The sequence below is a fragment of the Murimonas intestini genome, from assembly GCF_024622195.1.
GTDB classification, from domain to species: Bacteria; Bacillota; Clostridia; order Lachnospirales; family Lachnospiraceae; genus Murimonas; species Murimonas intestini.
Genome location: NZ_JANKBI010000021.1, coordinates 25,606 through 43,231 on the forward strand (window position 1 = coordinate 25,606; position 17,626 = coordinate 43,231).

Annotated in this window: 19 protein-coding genes, 1 tRNA gene and 2 pseudogenes; 4 read left to right on the forward strand and 18 right to left on the reverse strand. The window is 36.3% G+C overall.

The genetic code is table 11. From position 1 onward, the window contains the following. Positions 1-5 precede the first annotated feature (5 nt). From NSB28_RS21670 to NSB28_RS21715, 10 genes are all read right to left on the reverse strand, one after another. On the reverse strand, positions 6-2,228 hold the full coding sequence (locus tag NSB28_RS21670; RefSeq protein ID WP_257517614.1) for a hypothetical protein: 2,223 nt from the start codon (positions 2,226-2,228) through the stop codon (positions 6-8). Positions 2,229-2,365: 137 nt separating this feature from the next. Further along, the gene (locus NSB28_RS21675) at positions 2,366-3,490 is read right to left on the reverse strand and encodes a sensor histidine kinase (protein WP_257497907.1); all 1,125 of its coding nucleotides are present in this window, start codon (positions 3,488-3,490) and stop codon (positions 2,366-2,368) included. Further along, positions 3,483-4,187, reverse strand: a complete 705-nt coding sequence (gene vanR, locus NSB28_RS21680) for a VanR-ABDEGLN family response regulator transcription factor (protein WP_109748641.1) — start codon at positions 4,185-4,187, stop codon at positions 3,483-3,485. The genes NSB28_RS21675 and vanR overlap by 8 nt, the downstream gene beginning before the upstream one ends. A 385-nt stretch (positions 4,188-4,572) precedes the next feature. After that, on the reverse strand, positions 4,573-5,133 hold the full coding sequence (locus tag NSB28_RS21685; protein ID WP_257497908.1) for a GNAT family N-acetyltransferase: 561 nt from the start codon (positions 5,131-5,133) through the stop codon (positions 4,573-4,575). A gap of 28 nt (positions 5,134-5,161) precedes the next feature. Beyond that, positions 5,162-5,461, reverse strand: coding sequence for a DUF1330 domain-containing protein (locus tag NSB28_RS21690; RefSeq protein WP_109748640.1), 300 nt, complete (start codon positions 5,459-5,461; stop codon positions 5,162-5,164). 34 nt (positions 5,462-5,495) lie between these two features. Further along, positions 5,496-6,185, reverse strand: a complete 690-nt coding sequence (locus tag NSB28_RS21695) for a hypothetical protein (protein WP_109748639.1) — start codon at positions 6,183-6,185, stop codon at positions 5,496-5,498. Between the two features lie 260 nt (positions 6,186-6,445). After that, positions 6,446-6,787, reverse strand: coding sequence for a HEPN domain-containing protein (locus NSB28_RS21700; protein ID WP_257497909.1), 342 nt, complete (start codon positions 6,785-6,787; stop codon positions 6,446-6,448). 39 nt (positions 6,788-6,826) lie between these two features. Further along, the gene (locus NSB28_RS21705) at positions 6,827-6,982 is read right to left on the reverse strand and encodes a nucleotidyltransferase domain-containing protein (protein ID WP_257497910.1); all 156 of its coding nucleotides are present in this window, start codon (positions 6,980-6,982) and stop codon (positions 6,827-6,829) included. Positions 6,983-7,242: 260 nt separating this feature from the next. Beyond that, positions 7,243-7,491, reverse strand: a complete 249-nt coding sequence (locus NSB28_RS21710; protein WP_109748636.1) for a TfoX/Sxy family DNA transformation protein — start codon at positions 7,489-7,491, stop codon at positions 7,243-7,245. A gap of 75 nt (positions 7,492-7,566) precedes the next feature. Continuing rightward, the gene (locus NSB28_RS21715; RefSeq protein WP_109731892.1) at positions 7,567-7,914 is read right to left on the reverse strand and encodes a hypothetical protein; all 348 of its coding nucleotides are present in this window, start codon (positions 7,912-7,914) and stop codon (positions 7,567-7,569) included. Between the two features lie 287 nt (positions 7,915-8,201). Between NSB28_RS21715 and NSB28_RS21720 the strand changes: the two are divergent. Together NSB28_RS21720 and NSB28_RS24755 are read left to right on the forward strand one after the other, a co-directional pair. Next, positions 8,202-8,927: pseudogene (locus NSB28_RS21720) on the forward strand (tyrosine-type recombinase/integrase). 2 nt (positions 8,928-8,929) lie between these two features. Beyond that, positions 8,930-9,055 (forward strand): annotated as a pseudogene (locus tag NSB28_RS24755) (transposase zinc-binding domain-containing protein); the annotation flags it as partial. Between the two features lie 344 nt (positions 9,056-9,399). Here NSB28_RS24755 and NSB28_RS21725 read toward each other — a convergent pair. From NSB28_RS21725 to NSB28_RS21755, 7 genes are all read right to left on the reverse strand, one after another. Further along, on the reverse strand, positions 9,400-9,597 hold the full coding sequence (locus tag NSB28_RS21725; protein WP_109748635.1) for a hypothetical protein: 198 nt from the start codon (positions 9,595-9,597) through the stop codon (positions 9,400-9,402). Between the two features lie 259 nt (positions 9,598-9,856). Further along, positions 9,857-9,930, reverse strand: a tRNA-Arg gene (locus NSB28_RS21730). A gap of 327 nt (positions 9,931-10,257) precedes the next feature. Beyond that, entirely contained in the window at positions 10,258-11,133 is an 876-nt protein-coding gene (locus tag NSB28_RS21735) for a DUF3881 family protein (RefSeq protein ID WP_109748634.1), read from the reverse strand. A 47-nt stretch (positions 11,134-11,180) separates the two neighbouring features. Then, a complete protein-coding gene (serS, locus tag NSB28_RS21740; protein ID WP_109748633.1) occupies positions 11,181-12,464 on the reverse strand; it encodes a serine--tRNA ligase in 1,284 nt (427 codons plus the stop codon). Positions 12,465-12,679: 215 nt separating this feature from the next. Then, positions 12,680-13,192, reverse strand: a complete 513-nt coding sequence (locus NSB28_RS21745) for a DUF4446 family protein (protein WP_109748632.1) — start codon at positions 13,190-13,192, stop codon at positions 12,680-12,682. Positions 13,193-13,204: 12 nt separating this feature from the next. Beyond that, positions 13,205-14,113 carry a ParB/RepB/Spo0J family partition protein gene (locus NSB28_RS21750; protein ID WP_109748631.1) on the reverse strand — a complete coding sequence of 303 codons (909 nt, stop codon included), beginning with the start codon at positions 14,111-14,113 and terminating at the stop codon, positions 13,205-13,207. Then, positions 14,104-14,880 (reverse strand): ParA family protein, encoded by a 777-nt coding sequence (locus NSB28_RS21755; protein WP_109748630.1) that lies wholly within the window; start codon positions 14,878-14,880, stop codon positions 14,104-14,106. The genes NSB28_RS21750 and NSB28_RS21755 overlap by 10 nt, the downstream gene beginning before the upstream one ends. A gap of 357 nt (positions 14,881-15,237) precedes the next feature. On the opposite strand from NSB28_RS21755, the gene NSB28_RS21760 reads away from it, so the two are divergent. Further along, positions 15,238-15,765 carry a GNAT family N-acetyltransferase gene (locus tag NSB28_RS21760; RefSeq protein ID WP_109748629.1) on the forward strand — a complete coding sequence of 176 codons (528 nt, stop codon included), beginning with the start codon at positions 15,238-15,240 and terminating at the stop codon, positions 15,763-15,765. Positions 15,766-15,854: 89 nt separating this feature from the next. Here NSB28_RS21760 and NSB28_RS21765 read toward each other — a convergent pair whose 3' ends face one another. Further along, entirely contained in the window at positions 15,855-16,181 is a 327-nt protein-coding gene (locus NSB28_RS21765; RefSeq protein WP_109748628.1) for a hypothetical protein, read from the reverse strand. Between the two features lie 403 nt (positions 16,182-16,584). Here NSB28_RS21765 and NSB28_RS21770 point away from each other — a divergent pair, with 403 nt between their 5' ends. Then, complete coding sequence (locus NSB28_RS21770) at positions 16,585-17,529, forward strand: alpha/beta fold hydrolase (RefSeq protein WP_257497911.1); 945 nt, start codon at positions 16,585-16,587, stop codon at positions 17,527-17,529. Positions 17,530-17,626 lie beyond the last annotated feature (97 nt).

The following is a 17,626-nucleotide window of genomic DNA, read 5'->3' on the forward strand; positions in this document are numbered from 1 at the left end:
AACATTCACTCTCCTTTAAAAGCAGTTATTATATTTTTTAATTCATTCCGTGCCATAAATTTGATAAAAATAAAAACTTGAATTAATGACACAGCTAAAATCAGCAGCAAACCAAATTTTGATCTTATGATCAGCATTGCTATGAGTTCAATCACACACCATACAATCAACATCAACATTGGCTTTCCATATAACTGCATGAAAGAAAAACCCAGAAATTTTTTAACATTGATTTTTTCTTGATTTGCAATTCTAAAAACCATTGCCAGAGTCAGCAGCAGTCCTAAAAGTATCAATAACAGCATTAGAAAGATTATACCAAACCAAAGGAGTGTTGTTCCTAATTCTTTCTGTAATCCATCAATATAATTTTGAACATCAGTAAATATAAGTGAATTATCAGTAAGATGATATGCAGACAATATAGAGGGAGCAGTACTGGCCATAGCAGATTGTTTATCCGCAAACTTGATATACCCATTAAAGCCTGTTGCTTTCAAACTCTCTGTTTCAGTATATTTCATATTTTGTGGTGTTGCTATATAAATCACAGGTGAGTTTACCTCTGTACTGTTTTTATCGTCTGTTGTCCAGGTAAAAAGCTTTTCTTTTGATTCATATTCAATAAACAGAAACGAAGGCTGCTGCGTAAAAGCGGTTTGGATATCACCATCACTTATACTTTTAGTATCTTTTTCCTGCACCCATTTTGAAACCTGTTCTTTTTCTTCCTCATTCATTCCAGCAGGTATCAAATACAATCTTGCGCCTTCTTTTGCCCGTGCCAGAGCTGACTCATCCACTTGTATCCCCAGTGTTTCAAGGTAATTTGGCGATATCGTAAAAAGCCAAAACGGATCACTGGGTATTGCTTTATAAGTTTGATTGCTATTCCACATTTTAAGAATATCTTCGTTGTAATATTCCGTCTGAATTAAATATACCCCTGACTTTTCCGCAATCGACGAATACCAATCATACAAGTTTTGATCCAACTCTTTTGAATTGCCCGAAAATGATTCTGCCTCTTCCCCTATGGAAATCTCACTGAGTAATTGATATTGTGATACCGTTTCCCAACGCTGTGACAGACTGGCATTCCTTGAGATCATTTTCATTGGCTGGTCTACATATGCTCCACAAAAAATCAACCCAAAGCTAACCCCTAAATAGGCAACAATTCCTAATCCATATAAAACTTTCCTGGGTATTCGTCCATGAATGGCATCCAATGGTTTTGTAATCAAAATAACGGAAGCGGAAATTAATATTTCTGCTCCAATCAATCCCACATTAATACACGCTGCCGCAGCATATCGGCTTAAAAGAGTAACCGAAAAACTGCCCCAACCTCCAAGCAATCCATTAATAACTACTAAAACAGGTATTATTAACATTGAAAACACGAAAAAATTTCCAAGTATTTCCTTAGCAAATGCTGTTCGAGTCCAGCCGAGCAGTACAAGCTTTCCCTGTTTCGGAAGATTTTTCATAGCGATTACAAGAAAAAATACAATATTCAGAAAAATTTGTGCAGCAAAAAAAGCAAGCAATATATCTCGCATAACAAGATTGTTTGAACTATTTCCGCCGCTTGTTTCTAAAATATTACTTTCGGATAGTCCACTTATTTCAGACAACATATGCAAAAATGATTCTTTTTCTTCACTCTCGCTAAGACCAACTATTTTATATTGGCCATTAACTGTCTTACTATCATTAAAAAGACTTCCTAACTGCTTTACAACCACATTTTCATAAAACCGGAAATGCGGAATATCTCCAACACTGTTAACGCTGCCGGTTTCCACACCCAAAGTACTGTCAGGATTTTCAGCGTTTAGCAATGTACTTAATTTTTCAGAGTTTAAAATAGCACAATTAAGGAAAGAGAAATCTGTGATATTATTTTCAACATTTCCATAAACTCCGATTTTGTAGCCCTTTATACTTCCGTTATTATCAAGCATCAAATCTGTACGAGAAATAAATAGTTTCTGCTGGTCGGCAGTTTCTGTCAAAAAGTGCTGTATGTCCTTTTGTTTCTCAGGAGCTACATTTTTTAGGTATATTACAGTAGATTCACTGCCTTGGGGATATTTTTGCCATTCAGACATATATTGCTCATTTAACAGAAACACAGCTAAAAGTGCTATTATCACCCCTTGTATGATAATGAACAGGTATCCAGCATATCGAATCTTACCAATCATATATTCTCTTTTCACTTAATTCACCCTTTCGATTTTATATCCTGCTGTAGTATATAATAAAAAACCCCTTTCTTGATACACTAATTATATCAAGAAAGGAGTTTCCATATTTTCGTTTCTTCTTATTGCTTATGATTTCTTTCTGACTTAAATCATACGATTTTCTGACAATCAAGGGGAAGCTGAATTGTAAAACGAATACGTTCATCTGCACTGTAAGCAGTAATAATTCCATGATGTAACTCAACGATTTCTTTTGCGATAGCCAGGCCTAAACCTGCACCGCCTGTATTACTGGAGCGGGCAATATCTAAACGATAAAATTGTTCAAATATTTTTTCTAATTTTTCTGGCGGAATGGTATTGCCCGTATTTTCTACACAGATTTGAACACTGTTTTCTAGCTGAACAAGAGTAAACTGTATAATAGAATCATTAAAACTGTAATTTATTGCGTTCCGAATCAAATTGTCTATTGCACGTTCTAATTTATCTGCATCGCATAAAAGTTCAATATTTTCTGGAATCTGTATATTCCATTTCAAATTTTTGTCTTTCAAAACAGGATTAAACTCATAAGTTATCTGCATAAGCATTCGACTCAAATTTGTGAGTGCAGGTTCCAAAGTCAACTTGTTTGTACTAAATCTAGTGATTTCAAAAAATTCATTAATAAGCTCCTCTAATCGTTCTGCCTTATCCCTGGCAATTCCTGTATATTTTGAAATCAGTTCAGGTGAAATATTCGGTTCATCCTCTAATAGCTTCAAGTAGCCAAGAACGCTGGTTAAAGGTGTTTTCAGATCATGTGCGAGGTAAACCAGCAAGTCATCTCTTCTTTTCTCTGCTTCTTGAGCTGCTTTCTGACTTTCTAAAGTCTGTATACGAACTGTATTTAAATCATCTTCAATTTTTTTTAAATCAGGAGGCAAGGAAACAGGAGCTTCTGTTGGTGTTGCCAAAAGTTGAGCCGCTTCTGTTACATCATCCAGATATTCCAATGGTTTTAACTGAAAACGATAAGCAATATAGTAACACCCCATAATGGATAAGCCCGCAAATACTGCGTATGTTATCACACGCAATAATGGTTTCCATACTGCAAAATTCTCGGAATGATACCACCAATCCGCAGAAGTAACAATTATTAGTGCCAACAAAAACAACATAACTAAGACAACTTCAAAACCAACCAATACCGCTAATAATTTAACTGCATTCTTTTTTGCCATTTGTTTATGTGTTTCACGGCTTACTGACATATTTTTATTACTCAATGATATACCCTACCCCCCATACAGTTTTTATATATTTCGGTTTGCGTGGAAGTTCAAACATTTTTTCCCGAAGCCTTGCTATATGAGCCATTACAGTGTTGTTATTATTTTCTAAAAATTTTTCACCCCAGATTTTTTCAAACAATTCTTCCGCTGAAACAACTCTGCCGTGATTTTTGCACAAATACCAAAGTATATTAAATTCAAATGGAGTCAGCGACAGTTCAATTCCATTCAGGGTGCATTTATGACTGTCAGGACAAATATATAAACCTTTATTATCGTAACTTACAGGTTCACTGGAAACTGCTTGTGTAGTATTATACTGATTATATCTTCTAAGCTGTGTCCTTACACGTGCTATTACTTCCAATGGATTAAACGGCTTTGAAATATAATCATCCGCCCCCAATGTAAGACCCTGTATCTTGTCTATATCTTCGCTTTTAGCCGTCAGCATAATTACAGGAAAATAATACTTTTCCCGAATCTTTTGGCAAATACGAAAACCATCAATATCAGGCAGCATTATATCAAGAATTGCCAAGTCTATTTCTTTTTCTTCAATACATTTTAAAGCTTCTGTACCATTATAGAATTTATAAACTGTGCAACCATCGTTTTTCAGATATACTTCTAACAAATCTGCTATCTCTTTTTCGTCATCAACAATCATTATTTTATATTTACTCAACATAGTGTTCTCCTTTATTACTTGCGGAGTTGTTTCTATACTCCTTATATCTTATATCCAAAGACTTTTACGTACCTTTGGGTATTAAATATATTCATTCAACTGCCGCTTACCCCGCAGTCATATATTTAAGGATTTCTAACCTCCCAATGCGTACTAAATATACTATATCCGCTTGAACGAACAATATCAAGTCTGCAAATGTGAACTTTTGCAGCGAGAGGTAACACAGTCTATCAGGACATAACCATAATTCTTTCACCTGATCCACATGAGTTTTATATTGTAAGATTCTTAAAACACAAAAAGCCGACTGGATATTTAAACCAATCAGCTATTTATAATTATTTTTTATTTAATTTTGGCTCAATGACAAACCGGAGGTTGTCTAATACTTATTGTATGTGTATACGTCAACAGTTACAATTTCTTGACCGCCCCAATTCTTTTCTTGTAAAGTAAAATCTTCTTTTACAAATTTATTGTTCAATAACACTTTTGATGAATATACGTTCTCTGGCATAACAAATGCCTGAAGTGTAGTAATATTAACTTCATTTACTAAATATTCAACCATTAATTTTAAAACGTTTGTTGCAATTTTCTTATTCCAGTAATCCTCATTTAAACGATAGCCCACTGTTATTTTATTTTCTCTCTTTTTATAGTCAAACATTTCTGCTAAACCTACAAGTCTATTAGGGTTATCTTTTAAATAAATCCCCGCAATTATATACTTTTTATTTTCAAAATCTTTACCGCCAAGATTTTTGATTGCAGTCTCTAATACTTTGTTACTCTTCTTATACAGAAAAGGCGGTATATACTTATACACATTATCATTATTGCTTATCTCTGACAACGCTGCAACGTCATTTGATTCCATTTTTCTTATAATAACTTTATCGTTTTCTAAATATGGAAATGCATCAAATAATTTTTTCATCATAACCCCCACATATTTAAAGTTGACTTTTCTATTTAATTCCCTCCACAATAACAGCCCTGCTGTCGACGCTATTAATGCGTTTTGACATTATGGCTTTATATTCGGGTGATGAGAAGCAGGCATCTAAATCTTCTTTGCTGTTAAATTTAATCAGAATGACACGTTGGGGAGTTCTACCGCCGCAAAAACTAAATATATTTTCCGTTCTTGCTAAATATTCTCCACCATAACTTTCTACAATCGGCTTTACATCATGAATATACTCATCGTATTCTCCACGTCCCTTTTGTTCATCAATATAAGTATCTACAATAAAATACCAAGGCATAGCAATTCCTCCTTTTCTGCAAACCTAAAATTTTTTAATATCCAATTCCACTCCAATAAAAAAGAAAAATCAGCACACATCCCCATGCATTACCAGTGTAACGGTAAGACACTAACATTCCGTAGATTAATATAAACTCAGTTACAGCGCCTATCATACTGTAAGACTGCCCCAAAAGCATATGTACCACCAAACAAAATATACCGCAAATGATTGCCCCCCTGTCTGTCCACAGGCTCTTTGAGGGAAATAACTTATTGATACGGTCAGACATGACAACATAAGAAAAGCCTTCGAAGAACCCCCAGGTAACTGCAATAATAAGCATACCAATCACATTTACCGGAAAACCTGCTGCTAAAACTGGTTTTGTAAAATTGACATTCTGCAATGGAAAATAGGAAATATGTTCATTCGTAAATAAATGCAAAAGGAAGCTTGGCAAACAAGAAAGTGCTGATAACACTATTGTTAACAATAGTTTTTCCTTTTTTAATCCAAAACTTTTAAAACTTTCTTTGTTGCGTATGCAAATAATAACTACCCCTAGTCCCATTAGTCCAAATTCACAAAATGCACCTACCAAGGTTTGTGCTAAAAGAGGCAGCGCTCCCATATCAATTTTAAGCAGCATATAAAAAATGCCGACAATCCCATATGCTGTAAGTGCAGATAAACCTAATATTAGTATATCTACACCATATTTTTTTGTATTTGATTTCATAATCTGTCCTCCCCCAACTTCAAAGTTGTCTTTTTAATTATATCACGCATCCACAAAATAGAAAACGCCGAAAACCTTGTAAACACAACGTTTTCGGTGGATTACAAATGTTATCTCGTACCTCCACGTTACGTCTGATATTAACTAATTTTATCCCGTCATATTAGCAAGCAGTTAGCAGGAAACTTACAATTAGGGTAATGTTACTGTGTAAAAATAGTTCTATCCTGTTTGGGTATGTGTTACTATTTATCCTTTCCTCATTCAAATAACTGTTTCATTTCTTCAATTGCTTTCTTAGCATGAAACTCTTCAATAAATAATTCTTGTGGATATCTACTCTTCACTCCATAGGGTGTTAGGTTATCACAAATGTCCAATATTTCCTCTAGAATATCGTATTCCTCCTGTAATAAGGCAATTAACATTTCTAAATCATGTGTTTTTTGAATCGTTTTATTATTAGAAATCAGTAAATCTTTTAAAAGCTTTTCAACTGCCTGTTGACAATGATAACATATTATTTCTAATGTCTCTTCATTGCACCTTGTCTCAAAAGAACTTTCATAACCAACTACAATATCTACTGGTCGTTTTCTCACTCCCCTCAAAGACTTATATGCTTTTTGTGAAAGTTCAATCTAATCTCCTGCATTATCCGGTACAACAAGATTAAAATTATAATCACTATCTTCAGTATATGTGTCCTTTGCATAGGAACCAAAAAGATATATTTGTTTTAGCATTATGGTTAATACTAATTTTTCCTTTATGACATTAATCTCAGAATTAATCATATGCATATACCCCCATCATATTTTACTTCTATTGCTTCTTTTATCATTATAATAATTATAACCAATAAGGTCAATGTGATTCTCATTTCTTTAGGTTATTCAGACTAAACTATAAATTATTCATAGACTCGGCAATCTTGCCGCTTTGCCAGGCGGCTATGTAGGATTCTTAGAACGCAAAAAAGCCAACTGGCTATTTTAACCAATCGCCTATGTATAAGTATGTTTTATTTAATTTTTCTTCAATGACAAACTGGAAGTTATAATTGTTTGAAATATGATTTTAATTCTGATTTACAAGTATTGTCCAGTTGTTTAATTTCAATGCCACGGATAGCACTTTCCAAATGATAAAGAATGACAACACAAGTGTTTGGATATTGCGCTTTGAGCCGAAAAACAGCTTGTTTGCTACCAATTTCGATTAATTCTTCGGCTGAATGAATACCAACTGAATGAAGTTTCTTTTCCATTGTTTTTCCTAATCCTAAAGTTGTAACTGCCGCCATGCCTTTCTCCTTTTCGTTTATTTCTGCCAATTGCTAACTTCCAATTTTCCAGTCCCAACAACTGGAATTTGTAAATCAAACAATATTCTCACCCAAGATTATTTTGGGCATTGTGGTTAAACACCTATTCCAACGTTTATAGAATTTTTCTATACCAAGTTTTCCAACTCTTGCATGAGCTTCTTCATTTTCCAGCACCCAATACAAGACATATGTTACCTTACCTACATTTCTTGTAAGACGAACAGGTAATTCTCCCTCTTTAACTGCATTGAAATCTTTTTGTCGGTGAGTACGTTTTATATAGTGTACATCAATAACACCATCTTGCTCCAAGTAAAATTCTGCTACTTCCCTCATCAGTTCTTCGATTTCATCTAACTTGGTCAGTTTTGCCTCATATATGCATATTTCATTAAACATAAAATACCTCCACAAATTCTAATTGAACAAAATCGCTGCGCGATGGCCTGCCAAGGCTGTGGCATAGCGATTTTCTGTTTTCTATAACAAAAAACAGTGGAAAGCAAGTCCTAAAAGTAGTATTGTTAAGTCACCACAACGAAACAATCAAACAGGATCGACCTTCCCACTGCCTATGAATAGAATACCACCCTTCCGCTTGGTTGGCAAGCGGTTTTACGACTCAAATGCGCCTCCGTGTCAAGCAGTGTTGTGATTACTACTTATTTTACACGGAAGATTTTATTATGTACGAAAAATATTTAGAACGGCTTGAGGAAGCCGGAAAAATCCGCAACCTCAAAGAACGTTCCATCAGTTGCTATAAGAACTATGTTTCTTACTTCCTGAAATATCAAGCGAAACGACCGGAAGAACTTACCTGTCAGGATGTTAGGACTTTTCTGCTTGCCAAAAAAGAGGAAGGACTAAAAGCCACAACTCTGAATCTTTATAATTCAGCCATCCGTTTTTTCTATCAGAATGTCCTACATATCCTTTGGGATGATATCACAGTTCCACGCATGATTCTGGAACACAAGCTTCCAACAGTACTGACTATTGATGAAATCGACCGTCTGCTGGAAGTTGTCGATGATATCAAGTATAAAGCCATGTTTGCAACGATGTATTCTTCCGGAATGCGGGTTTCTGAAGTGATCCATCTGCATTATGATGATATTTCCCGTTCAAATAAGCAGATTCATGTCCGGGATACGAAGAACAGGATGGACCGATATACAATTCTATCTAAACGTTGTCTGGATATCCTTACACAATACTGGTTTGAGAAAGAACGTCCCCGTGGGATCCTGTTTCCTAATAAATTTACTGGCAATTACCTGACAGTCAGTACACTGGAGTAAGTGATGCGGCGGGCAGTATCCGATGCTGAACTCCCAAAGAAAGCAACCCCACACTGTCTGCGCCATAGCTTTGCAACTCATCTGATGGAGCAGGGAGTAGAACGGTAAAACTTGAAAAATATTCTCCTTCTCCGGAACAGGCAAAAGTTTCCCGCAATATCTTGAACTGCAAAACCGGAGCCTATGGTGCAAACATCAGTGTATGTGAAGACTGTGATTCTGTCCAAATCCATTACGCTTGTGGTGGCCATCTTGGAAAGCCTCAGATGCGTATGCCGCAAAGGTGTTAAAATGCTTCAGCCTTCATATGTTCCAAAAGCCTCAGGAACTGAGGTTTTATTGTTATACCTATTTATCAGAGAACATTTGATTCCTGTAGCAATTACACAAAGAATCCGGTATAATCGAGAGTAAGAGCAAAAGATTGAAAGTCCATAGGTACTGGCTGTCCGGACGCTTACTTTGTTCAATTAGGTCAAATCGAAAATAGTGTAAACGAAAGGGCAGTTTACTGGAATGCCAAAACTGCTTTTTCGTTTACCCTATCATCGATTGTAACCTAAAGAATTTGCCTTTTTAATTATATCACGCACCCACAAGATTTCCTATCCACTTTTACTTTCTTTACAGATGCTTTTGTCACCTTGAAAATAAGTTCATCAACACAGTCTGTGTATCTGCCTTGCTGAATTAGTTCGTTTTTCAATTCCACAAGGCTTTGTAACAAAAGTGTTCTTTCTTGGCTATCCACATACAAATAATATTTTTTATCTCTCATAACTGCACCTCCATCCTTTTCCATCATTATAAAGAAAAATAAAAATCTATTCAAAGATGCCATAATCAGGACTACTTAATCTCAGAAAACACCCCTTTATACTGGAAACTCTCGCCTTTTAAATTAGCAGGAAGGGCATTTCCATTAGCAAGATGCCTTAAAATCCTGCTAATCGTAAATTGCTATGAGTTCAAAATTTTTCAGAAAATAGAAAACGCCGAAAACCTTGTAAACACAACGTTTTCGGCGGTATTCTCAGCGTTCCTGAGCGGATTCGAACCGCTGGCCTTCCGCTTAGGAGGCGGACGCTCTATCCTGCTGAGCTACAGAAACACATCGGTCAATTAAAACCCGACTATACATTTATACCACATTTTCAATCATTTGTGAAGTGTAAAATTGCTTTTTTTTAATATTTTTTCATTTTATTGTAAAAGAAAGTAACTATTCAGCAGGTCTGTGCATCTACTGCACAGACCGTGAGAAAATGATTCAAGGGTGCAAAAATTCCATCGCCGAAGGCGATTTCAAATGGATTTTTGCATGTAACTGTGAAGGTACTGAACAGTTACAAAAGAAAAATGGATACGAACCCACAGCGACTCTGCAGATATCATATCCATCTCTCCTATATTTTATGATGTTATTTACCTATATAAATCATGAAAAGTTCAGACAGCCCTGCAGCCATACTGTTCCTTTAAACCTTCTGCCCTCTTCCGGGATTCCCAGAAGGTCCTTCTCATTTATACAGATGTTAAACTGCATCCCATTGCAGTCTATCCTCATCTGGAATATTTTCTCGCCTGTCACAGAATTTGACTGCTTCTGGCACTCCAGTATCTCTCCCAGTATCTGATACTGGTCGCATTCCATTCCATAAGGCATAAAGAAGGAATCTACAATTGTGAAGACATCCTCATTTTGGATTCTTCTGGAAACCATTGTATAAGTATCTATATCTTCCAGGGTCAGGCTTTCCATGGCCTCCTCATCGCCTTTGCGCGCAGCAGCTATAAGATGGCTGCGGTTTGCAGTCGCTTCTCTGTCCGACACGATCTGCTCTTTACTTTTACAGATAGGCAGCAGAACCTTTCCCTGCAGGGAAAGACCTGCAAATGTGGTACTGACACTCTTTCCTTTTATCTTATACTGAAAGCATTCTTTCTTATACTCAGCGGCATTCTGCAGATAAAATATGAGGGAAACTCCGACTCTCATATCCTCACATACGCCTGCATAAGAATCTCTTGGCCCATGCTTTTCTATCCCTACATCTTCTCTTGTGGTGACTCCGCTTCCTTTCATATAAGGAAAATAATACTCTCTGTGAAAACCATCCTCATCCTTCTCCCCGCAGACCGTAATTCCAATATCCGGCCCAAATTCTTTGGACAATTCTATAAATTCACTTCCTGTATCTTCTTTTACAGCCACCTTTTTATCGCAATGATCGGATACTTCCTTCAAAAGCGGTTCTAATTCCTTATCTCTTTTTATATTACTAAATCCAATTGCCCTTAAATAACTGTGCACCTGTTCACCCCTTTTACAATACTTTATTATTTACACTGCTGACTATTTTACTTTTTCTCAATCTTTTCTTTACCGCCCATATATGGCCTGAGTACTTCCGGTATGCTGACACTTCCATCCGCATTCAGATTATTTTCCAGGAAAGCGATCAGCATTCTTGGAGGCGCTACCACTGTATTATTCAAAGTATGTGCAAAATACTTTCCATCCTGTCCGGACACACGTATTTTCAGCCTTCTTGCCTGTGCATCCCCAAGATTAGAACAGCTGCCCACTTCAAAATACTTCTTCTGTCTCGGTGACCATGCCTCCACGTCTATAGACTTCACTTTCAGGTCTGCCAGATCACCAGAGCAGCATTCAAGTGTACGCACTGGTATGTCTAAAGAACGGAACAGATCAACTGTATTTCTCCACAGCTTTTCAAACCACATCTTGCTGTCTTCCGGCTTGCATACTACGATCATTTCCTGTTTTTCAAACTGGTGTATACGGTATACACCTCTCTCCTCTATCCCGTGTGCTCCTTTTTCTTTACGGAAGCAGGGTGAGTAGCTTGTAAGGGTCTGTGGCAGATTATCCTCAGCGATAATAGTATCAATGAATTTTCCTATCATGGAGTGCTCGCTGGTTCCGATCAGATAAAGATCTTCACCTTCGATCTTATACATCATTGCATCCATCTCAGCAAAGCTCATTACGCCTGTCACCACATCACTTCTGATCATGAACGGAGGAACGCAGTACGTAAATCCTCTGTCGATCATAAAATCTCTTGCGTAAGATATTACAGCTGAATGAAGCCTCGCAACATCCCCCATAAGGTAGTAGAAGCCGTTTCCAGCCACTTTTCTGGCGCTGTCCAAGTCCAGACCGCCGAAGCTTTCCATTATTTCTGAATGGTAAGGAATTTCAAAATCCGGCACTACCGGCTCTCCAAACTTCTCCAGCTCTACGTTTTCGCTGTCGTCCTTTCCAATAGGAACTGACGGATCAATAATATTTGGAATTACCATCATAATCTTTTTAACTTTTTCTTCTACTTCTTTTTCAATATCTGAAAGCTCTGCAAGCCTGTCAGCCTGGGATGCCACCTGTTTTTTTACTTCTTCGGCTTCTTCCTTCTTTCCCTGTCCCATCAGGGTACCGATCTGTTTAGACAATCTGTTCCTGTCGGCTCTTAAAGCTTCTACTTCCTTTTTTATATCTCTATTCTGCTGGTCTAATTTAAGAACCTCATCCACTAATTCCAGTTTTTTATCCTGAAATTTATTTTTAATATTCTGTTTTACTACATCCGGATTTTCTCTGACAAACTTTATATCTAACATATTTTTTTCCTCTCTGCTTCATACTTTATTTGTAACTGTTCATTGCCTTGACAGCTACCTTTATTCTTAATATTCCCCGTAGGGAAGGGCCTAATCAAAAAAGCTGTTGGTATTTCTTATCATACCCCATTTCTTCCAATTCGTAAAGAGAAATGATAACGAAATATTTCAACAGCTTTTTATAAGTTTATATGATTATTACCACAGCATATCTGTCAGATATCTACATGGGCGTTCACTGCCTGGCGCAGCGCTTCTTTTTCTTCCTCTCCGAGAACTATATATGATTCTCCGTTCACAATTTCTTTTATATAAGTATAACATCCCTCTCTGCTGTGTATAGCATTCAGGACAAATCCACTGTTATCCTTATCAAGCATAGCTAAAGCAAAACTGAGTTTGCCGCCTACTTCTTTAAAAGCATCATACTTTACAATCGCAGTTTTATTTAATGTCTTATCCTGGATTTCTTTGATCCTGCGGATTTCTTCCATATGATTTTTACTGGATTCTGTGAGCGTATCAAGCTGGTTGAAGCTCTTTATAAAAGCCGCCTCCAGAGAAATGCCGTCTTTGCCTCTCATAAACTGTTTATATTTCTTTGTAAACCGGGACATCTTGAAAGAAAGCTTAACCATATAAAGGAAAAGAATAAGCATAAACAGTATAACAACTATCAGAATAATTCCAGGATCAATTCCTATTGCATTTAAAATTCCACTTTCCATCTGCTTTCTCCTCTATTTAATTGTTTCGAATAATTCCAGAAGCCGCTCCAGCTCTTCATTAGAATAATATTCTATTTCTATTTTTCCTTTGTTGCCTGTTTTATGATTTACATAAACTTTGGTACCCAAAATTCCTTTTATTTTTTCTTCTATATCTTTATATATAAAAGCGTTCTCTATCTCTGGTTTTTTCTTTACTTCCTTTTGTTCGCGGCTCTGCAGGCTCTTCATGAGCCTTTCAGTTTCCCTCACACTCAGTTTTTCATCAAAAATTCTGGTAGCTACATGATACTGCTGATCTTTATCTTCTAATGCTAGCAGCGCTCTTGCATGTCCTGTAGAAATCATATCATCTATGACCATCTGCTGTACTCGCTCATCCAATTTCAGCAGCCTCATTGAATTAGTGACAGCTGTACGGCTTTTAGAAACTCTTTCGGCAACTTCATCCTGTTTTAATTTAAATTCTGTCAGCAGCCTTTTATATGCCTGTGCCTCTTCTATAGGATTTAAATTTTCTCTTTGAATATTTTCAATCAATGAGATTTCTACGATTTCCTGTTCTGTATACTGTTTTACTATAACTGGAATTTCTTTTAACCCTGCCAGTTTTGCAGCCCGCCATCTTCTTTCGCCTGCAATTATTTCATAATAATCATCTTTTTTCTGTACAATTAATGGCTGTATAACTCCAAACTGCTTGATTGACTCTGCCAGCTCCAGAAGTGAATCTTCATCAAAGCTTTTTCTGGGCTGTTCTCTGTTTGGCTCAATTTCAGTTATTTTCAACATCACTTCTTCTTTTTTTACTACCTTTTCAACTACAGCCGATTGTTTTGGTTCAGATGCAGCTTTCTTTGGGCTCTGTATCTGAATAAGAGAATCAAGCCCCTTTCCCAAACCTGTTTTCTTTACTGCCATTCTTCTTCTCCTCTATGTATAACCTCTTCCGCCAGTAACCGATAACTTTCGGCGCCGGTAGACTTAGGATCGTATTCTGTTATAGGCTTGCCATAGCTCGGAGCTTCAGCCAGTCTTATATTTCTCGGAATAATTGTCTTATAGATATTCTGTTTAAGATTACTTTTCACATTTTCCACTACTTGTAATGAAAGATTTGTTCTGGCATCATACATGGTAAAAACCACACCTTCTATTTCAAGCTCCGGATTTAAGCGCTCCTGCACAAGATTAATAGTATGCATCAGCTGTGTAAGTCCTTCCAACGCATAATATTCACATTGTATAGGAACCAAAACTGTATCTGCAGCACACATAGAGTTAATTGTAAGCATACTTAAAGACGGCGGACAATCAATTAGAACAAAATCATAATCTTTTTTTATCTTTTCCACTTCTTTTTTTAATATATACTCTTTTTCATCAACACCAATTAATTCAATTTCCGCTGCCGCCAGATTAATATTAGAAGGAACTATAGTTAAATTTTCAAAAGCATCTTTTATCATGCAGTTTTCTATACTTGTTTCGCCTAGCAATAACTCGTAAACTGTATTTTCCAGTTCTTCTTTTTCAACTCCTAGTCCACTAGTAGTATTTCCCTGGGGATCCATATCTATAATCATAACTTTCTGACCAAGTTCGGCCAGAGATGCGGATAAGTTTATAGCTGTAGTTGTCTTTCCAACTCCGCCTTTCTGATTGGCAATAACAATGGTTCTTCCCATATTATTAAATCCCCCTTTTCTATCACGGTCTCATTATAGCATCCTTTTTCTTATAAGGCTATAGCAAATGTTTCACGTGAAACATTTTTTAGTAAAAATTAATATTTGTAAGAATGTTTCACGTGAAACATTCTTACTACATTTAATCTTTTAGATTGCTTTTTTCACAGATACAATGTAAAATCACTGTAACTATACAACAGGTCTTTGCATTTACTACACGGTCTGTAAAAAATGAGTCAAGAGTGCAAAATTTCTATCCGCAGGCAATTTAAAATGTATTTTTGCATGTAACTGTGAAGGTACTAAACAATTACAAATCATTTTAAAATCAATTTATCTTTGGAGGTAACCCTTATGTACTATGAAATCAAAACAAACAGGCTGTTATTACGTCCACTAAGGCTTAAAGATTTAGAAACAGTCTATAAGTATTCATCAGACGAAGAAAACTCAACATTTATGATTTGGCTGCCTCATGATACTAAAGAAAAAACAATTCAATTTTTAACAAGGGTTACTGAGGAATGGTCAAAAGAAAATCCTGATTTCTATGAATTTGCAATTATACTTAATGAAACACAAATAGGAGCTGTATCTGTTGCACTAAATAAGGACAAATCAGAAGGCGAACTTGGGTGGATCGTTAACAAGAAATATTGGAAAAAAGGTTACGCTTTGGAAGCTGCTGCTGCTGTTAAAGACTTTGCCATAAATGAATTAGGTGTTACTAAATTAACTGCAAATTGTGATTATAGAAATACCAACTCGTATAGGTTAATGGAAAAATTAGGCCTTACATTGGAAAGTAGTGACGGCACAAGAACATACCCTAAAAGTAACGAAACTGTAAAAGAGTTAATATACTCTCTTACTATTAATTAATTTTAATTCGTAACAGCCAAAAAATACAGAAACAGCTCAATAATTCTGCAGTCAGCTGTTTCTGTGCTTTTACAGATTTCATTAAAAACCTACTTTTTTAATTTTTCATAATCTTCCTTAAGCGCCTCAAACAATTTCTTTTTATCGGAATACACGATTTTCTTTTCGTCCAGTTTATCATTTTCAATCTTAATCAACCGGAGCTTTTCACTCATAGTACTGACTTTATTTTTATAAACATTTCCTGAATTTCTGGGAGAAAATATTTCAAAATCTATATCAGACTCCTCCTGTATTTTACGTATTTCCATTTTAAGTATATCTTGCTCACTTTTATTCTTATTATACTGTTCATCTATCTTTTCAAGTTCTTCATTAATTTCTTTCAAGTTTCCATATATATATTCTTCCAGCATTTTATATCATCTTCCTTTCACAGGTATTTTAGAACACATGATTTTAAAGTTTCTTTACATATTATATATAATAGCTTAATTTAGAGATATTTGCAAACCCTATAATCAGAATAGCCAAAGTTACTGTACACTCTGTGAATAGTAACCAGCTGAGTTACCATTCACACGTCACCGTCCCGCGAGGTGTTTTCGTGCGTATTTTGCACGAAAATCCCGAGGGCTGCAGCGCGAAACGGCGCTTTTGGCCGTTTCTGTGCATCGCGAAGCGTGTTACTGGTCACAGAGTGAACAGTAACTCAGCTAACTTTGACTCCCGCGACAGGTAAATAAAAAGATTGTATCTTCGGTCGTTTTGGACTATAATATACTATATATTCTCATCTGAAAGGAGTGCATTACCCATATGAAAAACAAAGTAAAAACAACGTTTATCGTAACTACTCTCGCAATGGGGCTTTTGCACCTGATTAATCACTTTATCAGTGCTGCAGCAACTGTGAATAATCTACTAAAGCCACGTGCCGGAAAACATTTTGACTGGCGCTTTGGAAATATATATTATACAAAAACAGGGAGTGGATCGCCTCTGCTGCTGATCCACGATTTAGCCCCGTATTCTTCTGCCTATGAGTGGCATGAAGTAATCAGGAAATTTTCTAAAGATCACACTGTGTATGCGATTGATTTAATTGGCTGTGGACGTTCCGATAAACCAAACATGACATATACGAATTTTCTCTATGTCCAGCTGGTATCAGATTTTGTAAAACAGGTGATTGGACAGAAGACAGATGTCGCTGCAACCGGTATCAGTTCCAGCTTTGTTGTGATGGCCTGTCATAATGATCCCGCGCTCTTTAACAGAATTGTCATGATCAATCCGGAAAGTCTTATGAAACTCAGCAGTATACCCGGTAAGAGATCAAAAGTTACTAAGTTTATTCTGGATATGCCCATAATCGGAACAGCCGTATACAACATAATTGTCAACAGAAGCAATATAGAATATAGCTTTACTGAAAAATACTTATATAATCCTTTCAGACTGCAGCAGCGTTATATAGACGCCTATCATGAAGCAGCACACCTTGGCAAAAGCGGCGGCAAATATCTTCTCTCCAGCCTGAATGGATTCTATGTAAATGCAAATATAAGCCATGCATTAAAAGAGATCAATAACAGTATATTTATAATCAACGGAAAAAAACGTGATGACAGTATCGCTGTTGCCGATAGTTATCTGGCTGTGAATCCGTCAATTGAAGCAGATTATATCAATGATGCTAAAATGCTGCCTCAGCTTGAAACACCAGATGAACTTTACCAGCATATGAGTTTGTTCTTATAAGACAGAAAATACCGCTTCCTGCACTGTTAACATATACAGTGAGGGAAGCGGTATTTTTATTTATTCCCGTCAGAGCGTGTTTGATGCTGAGCCTGCA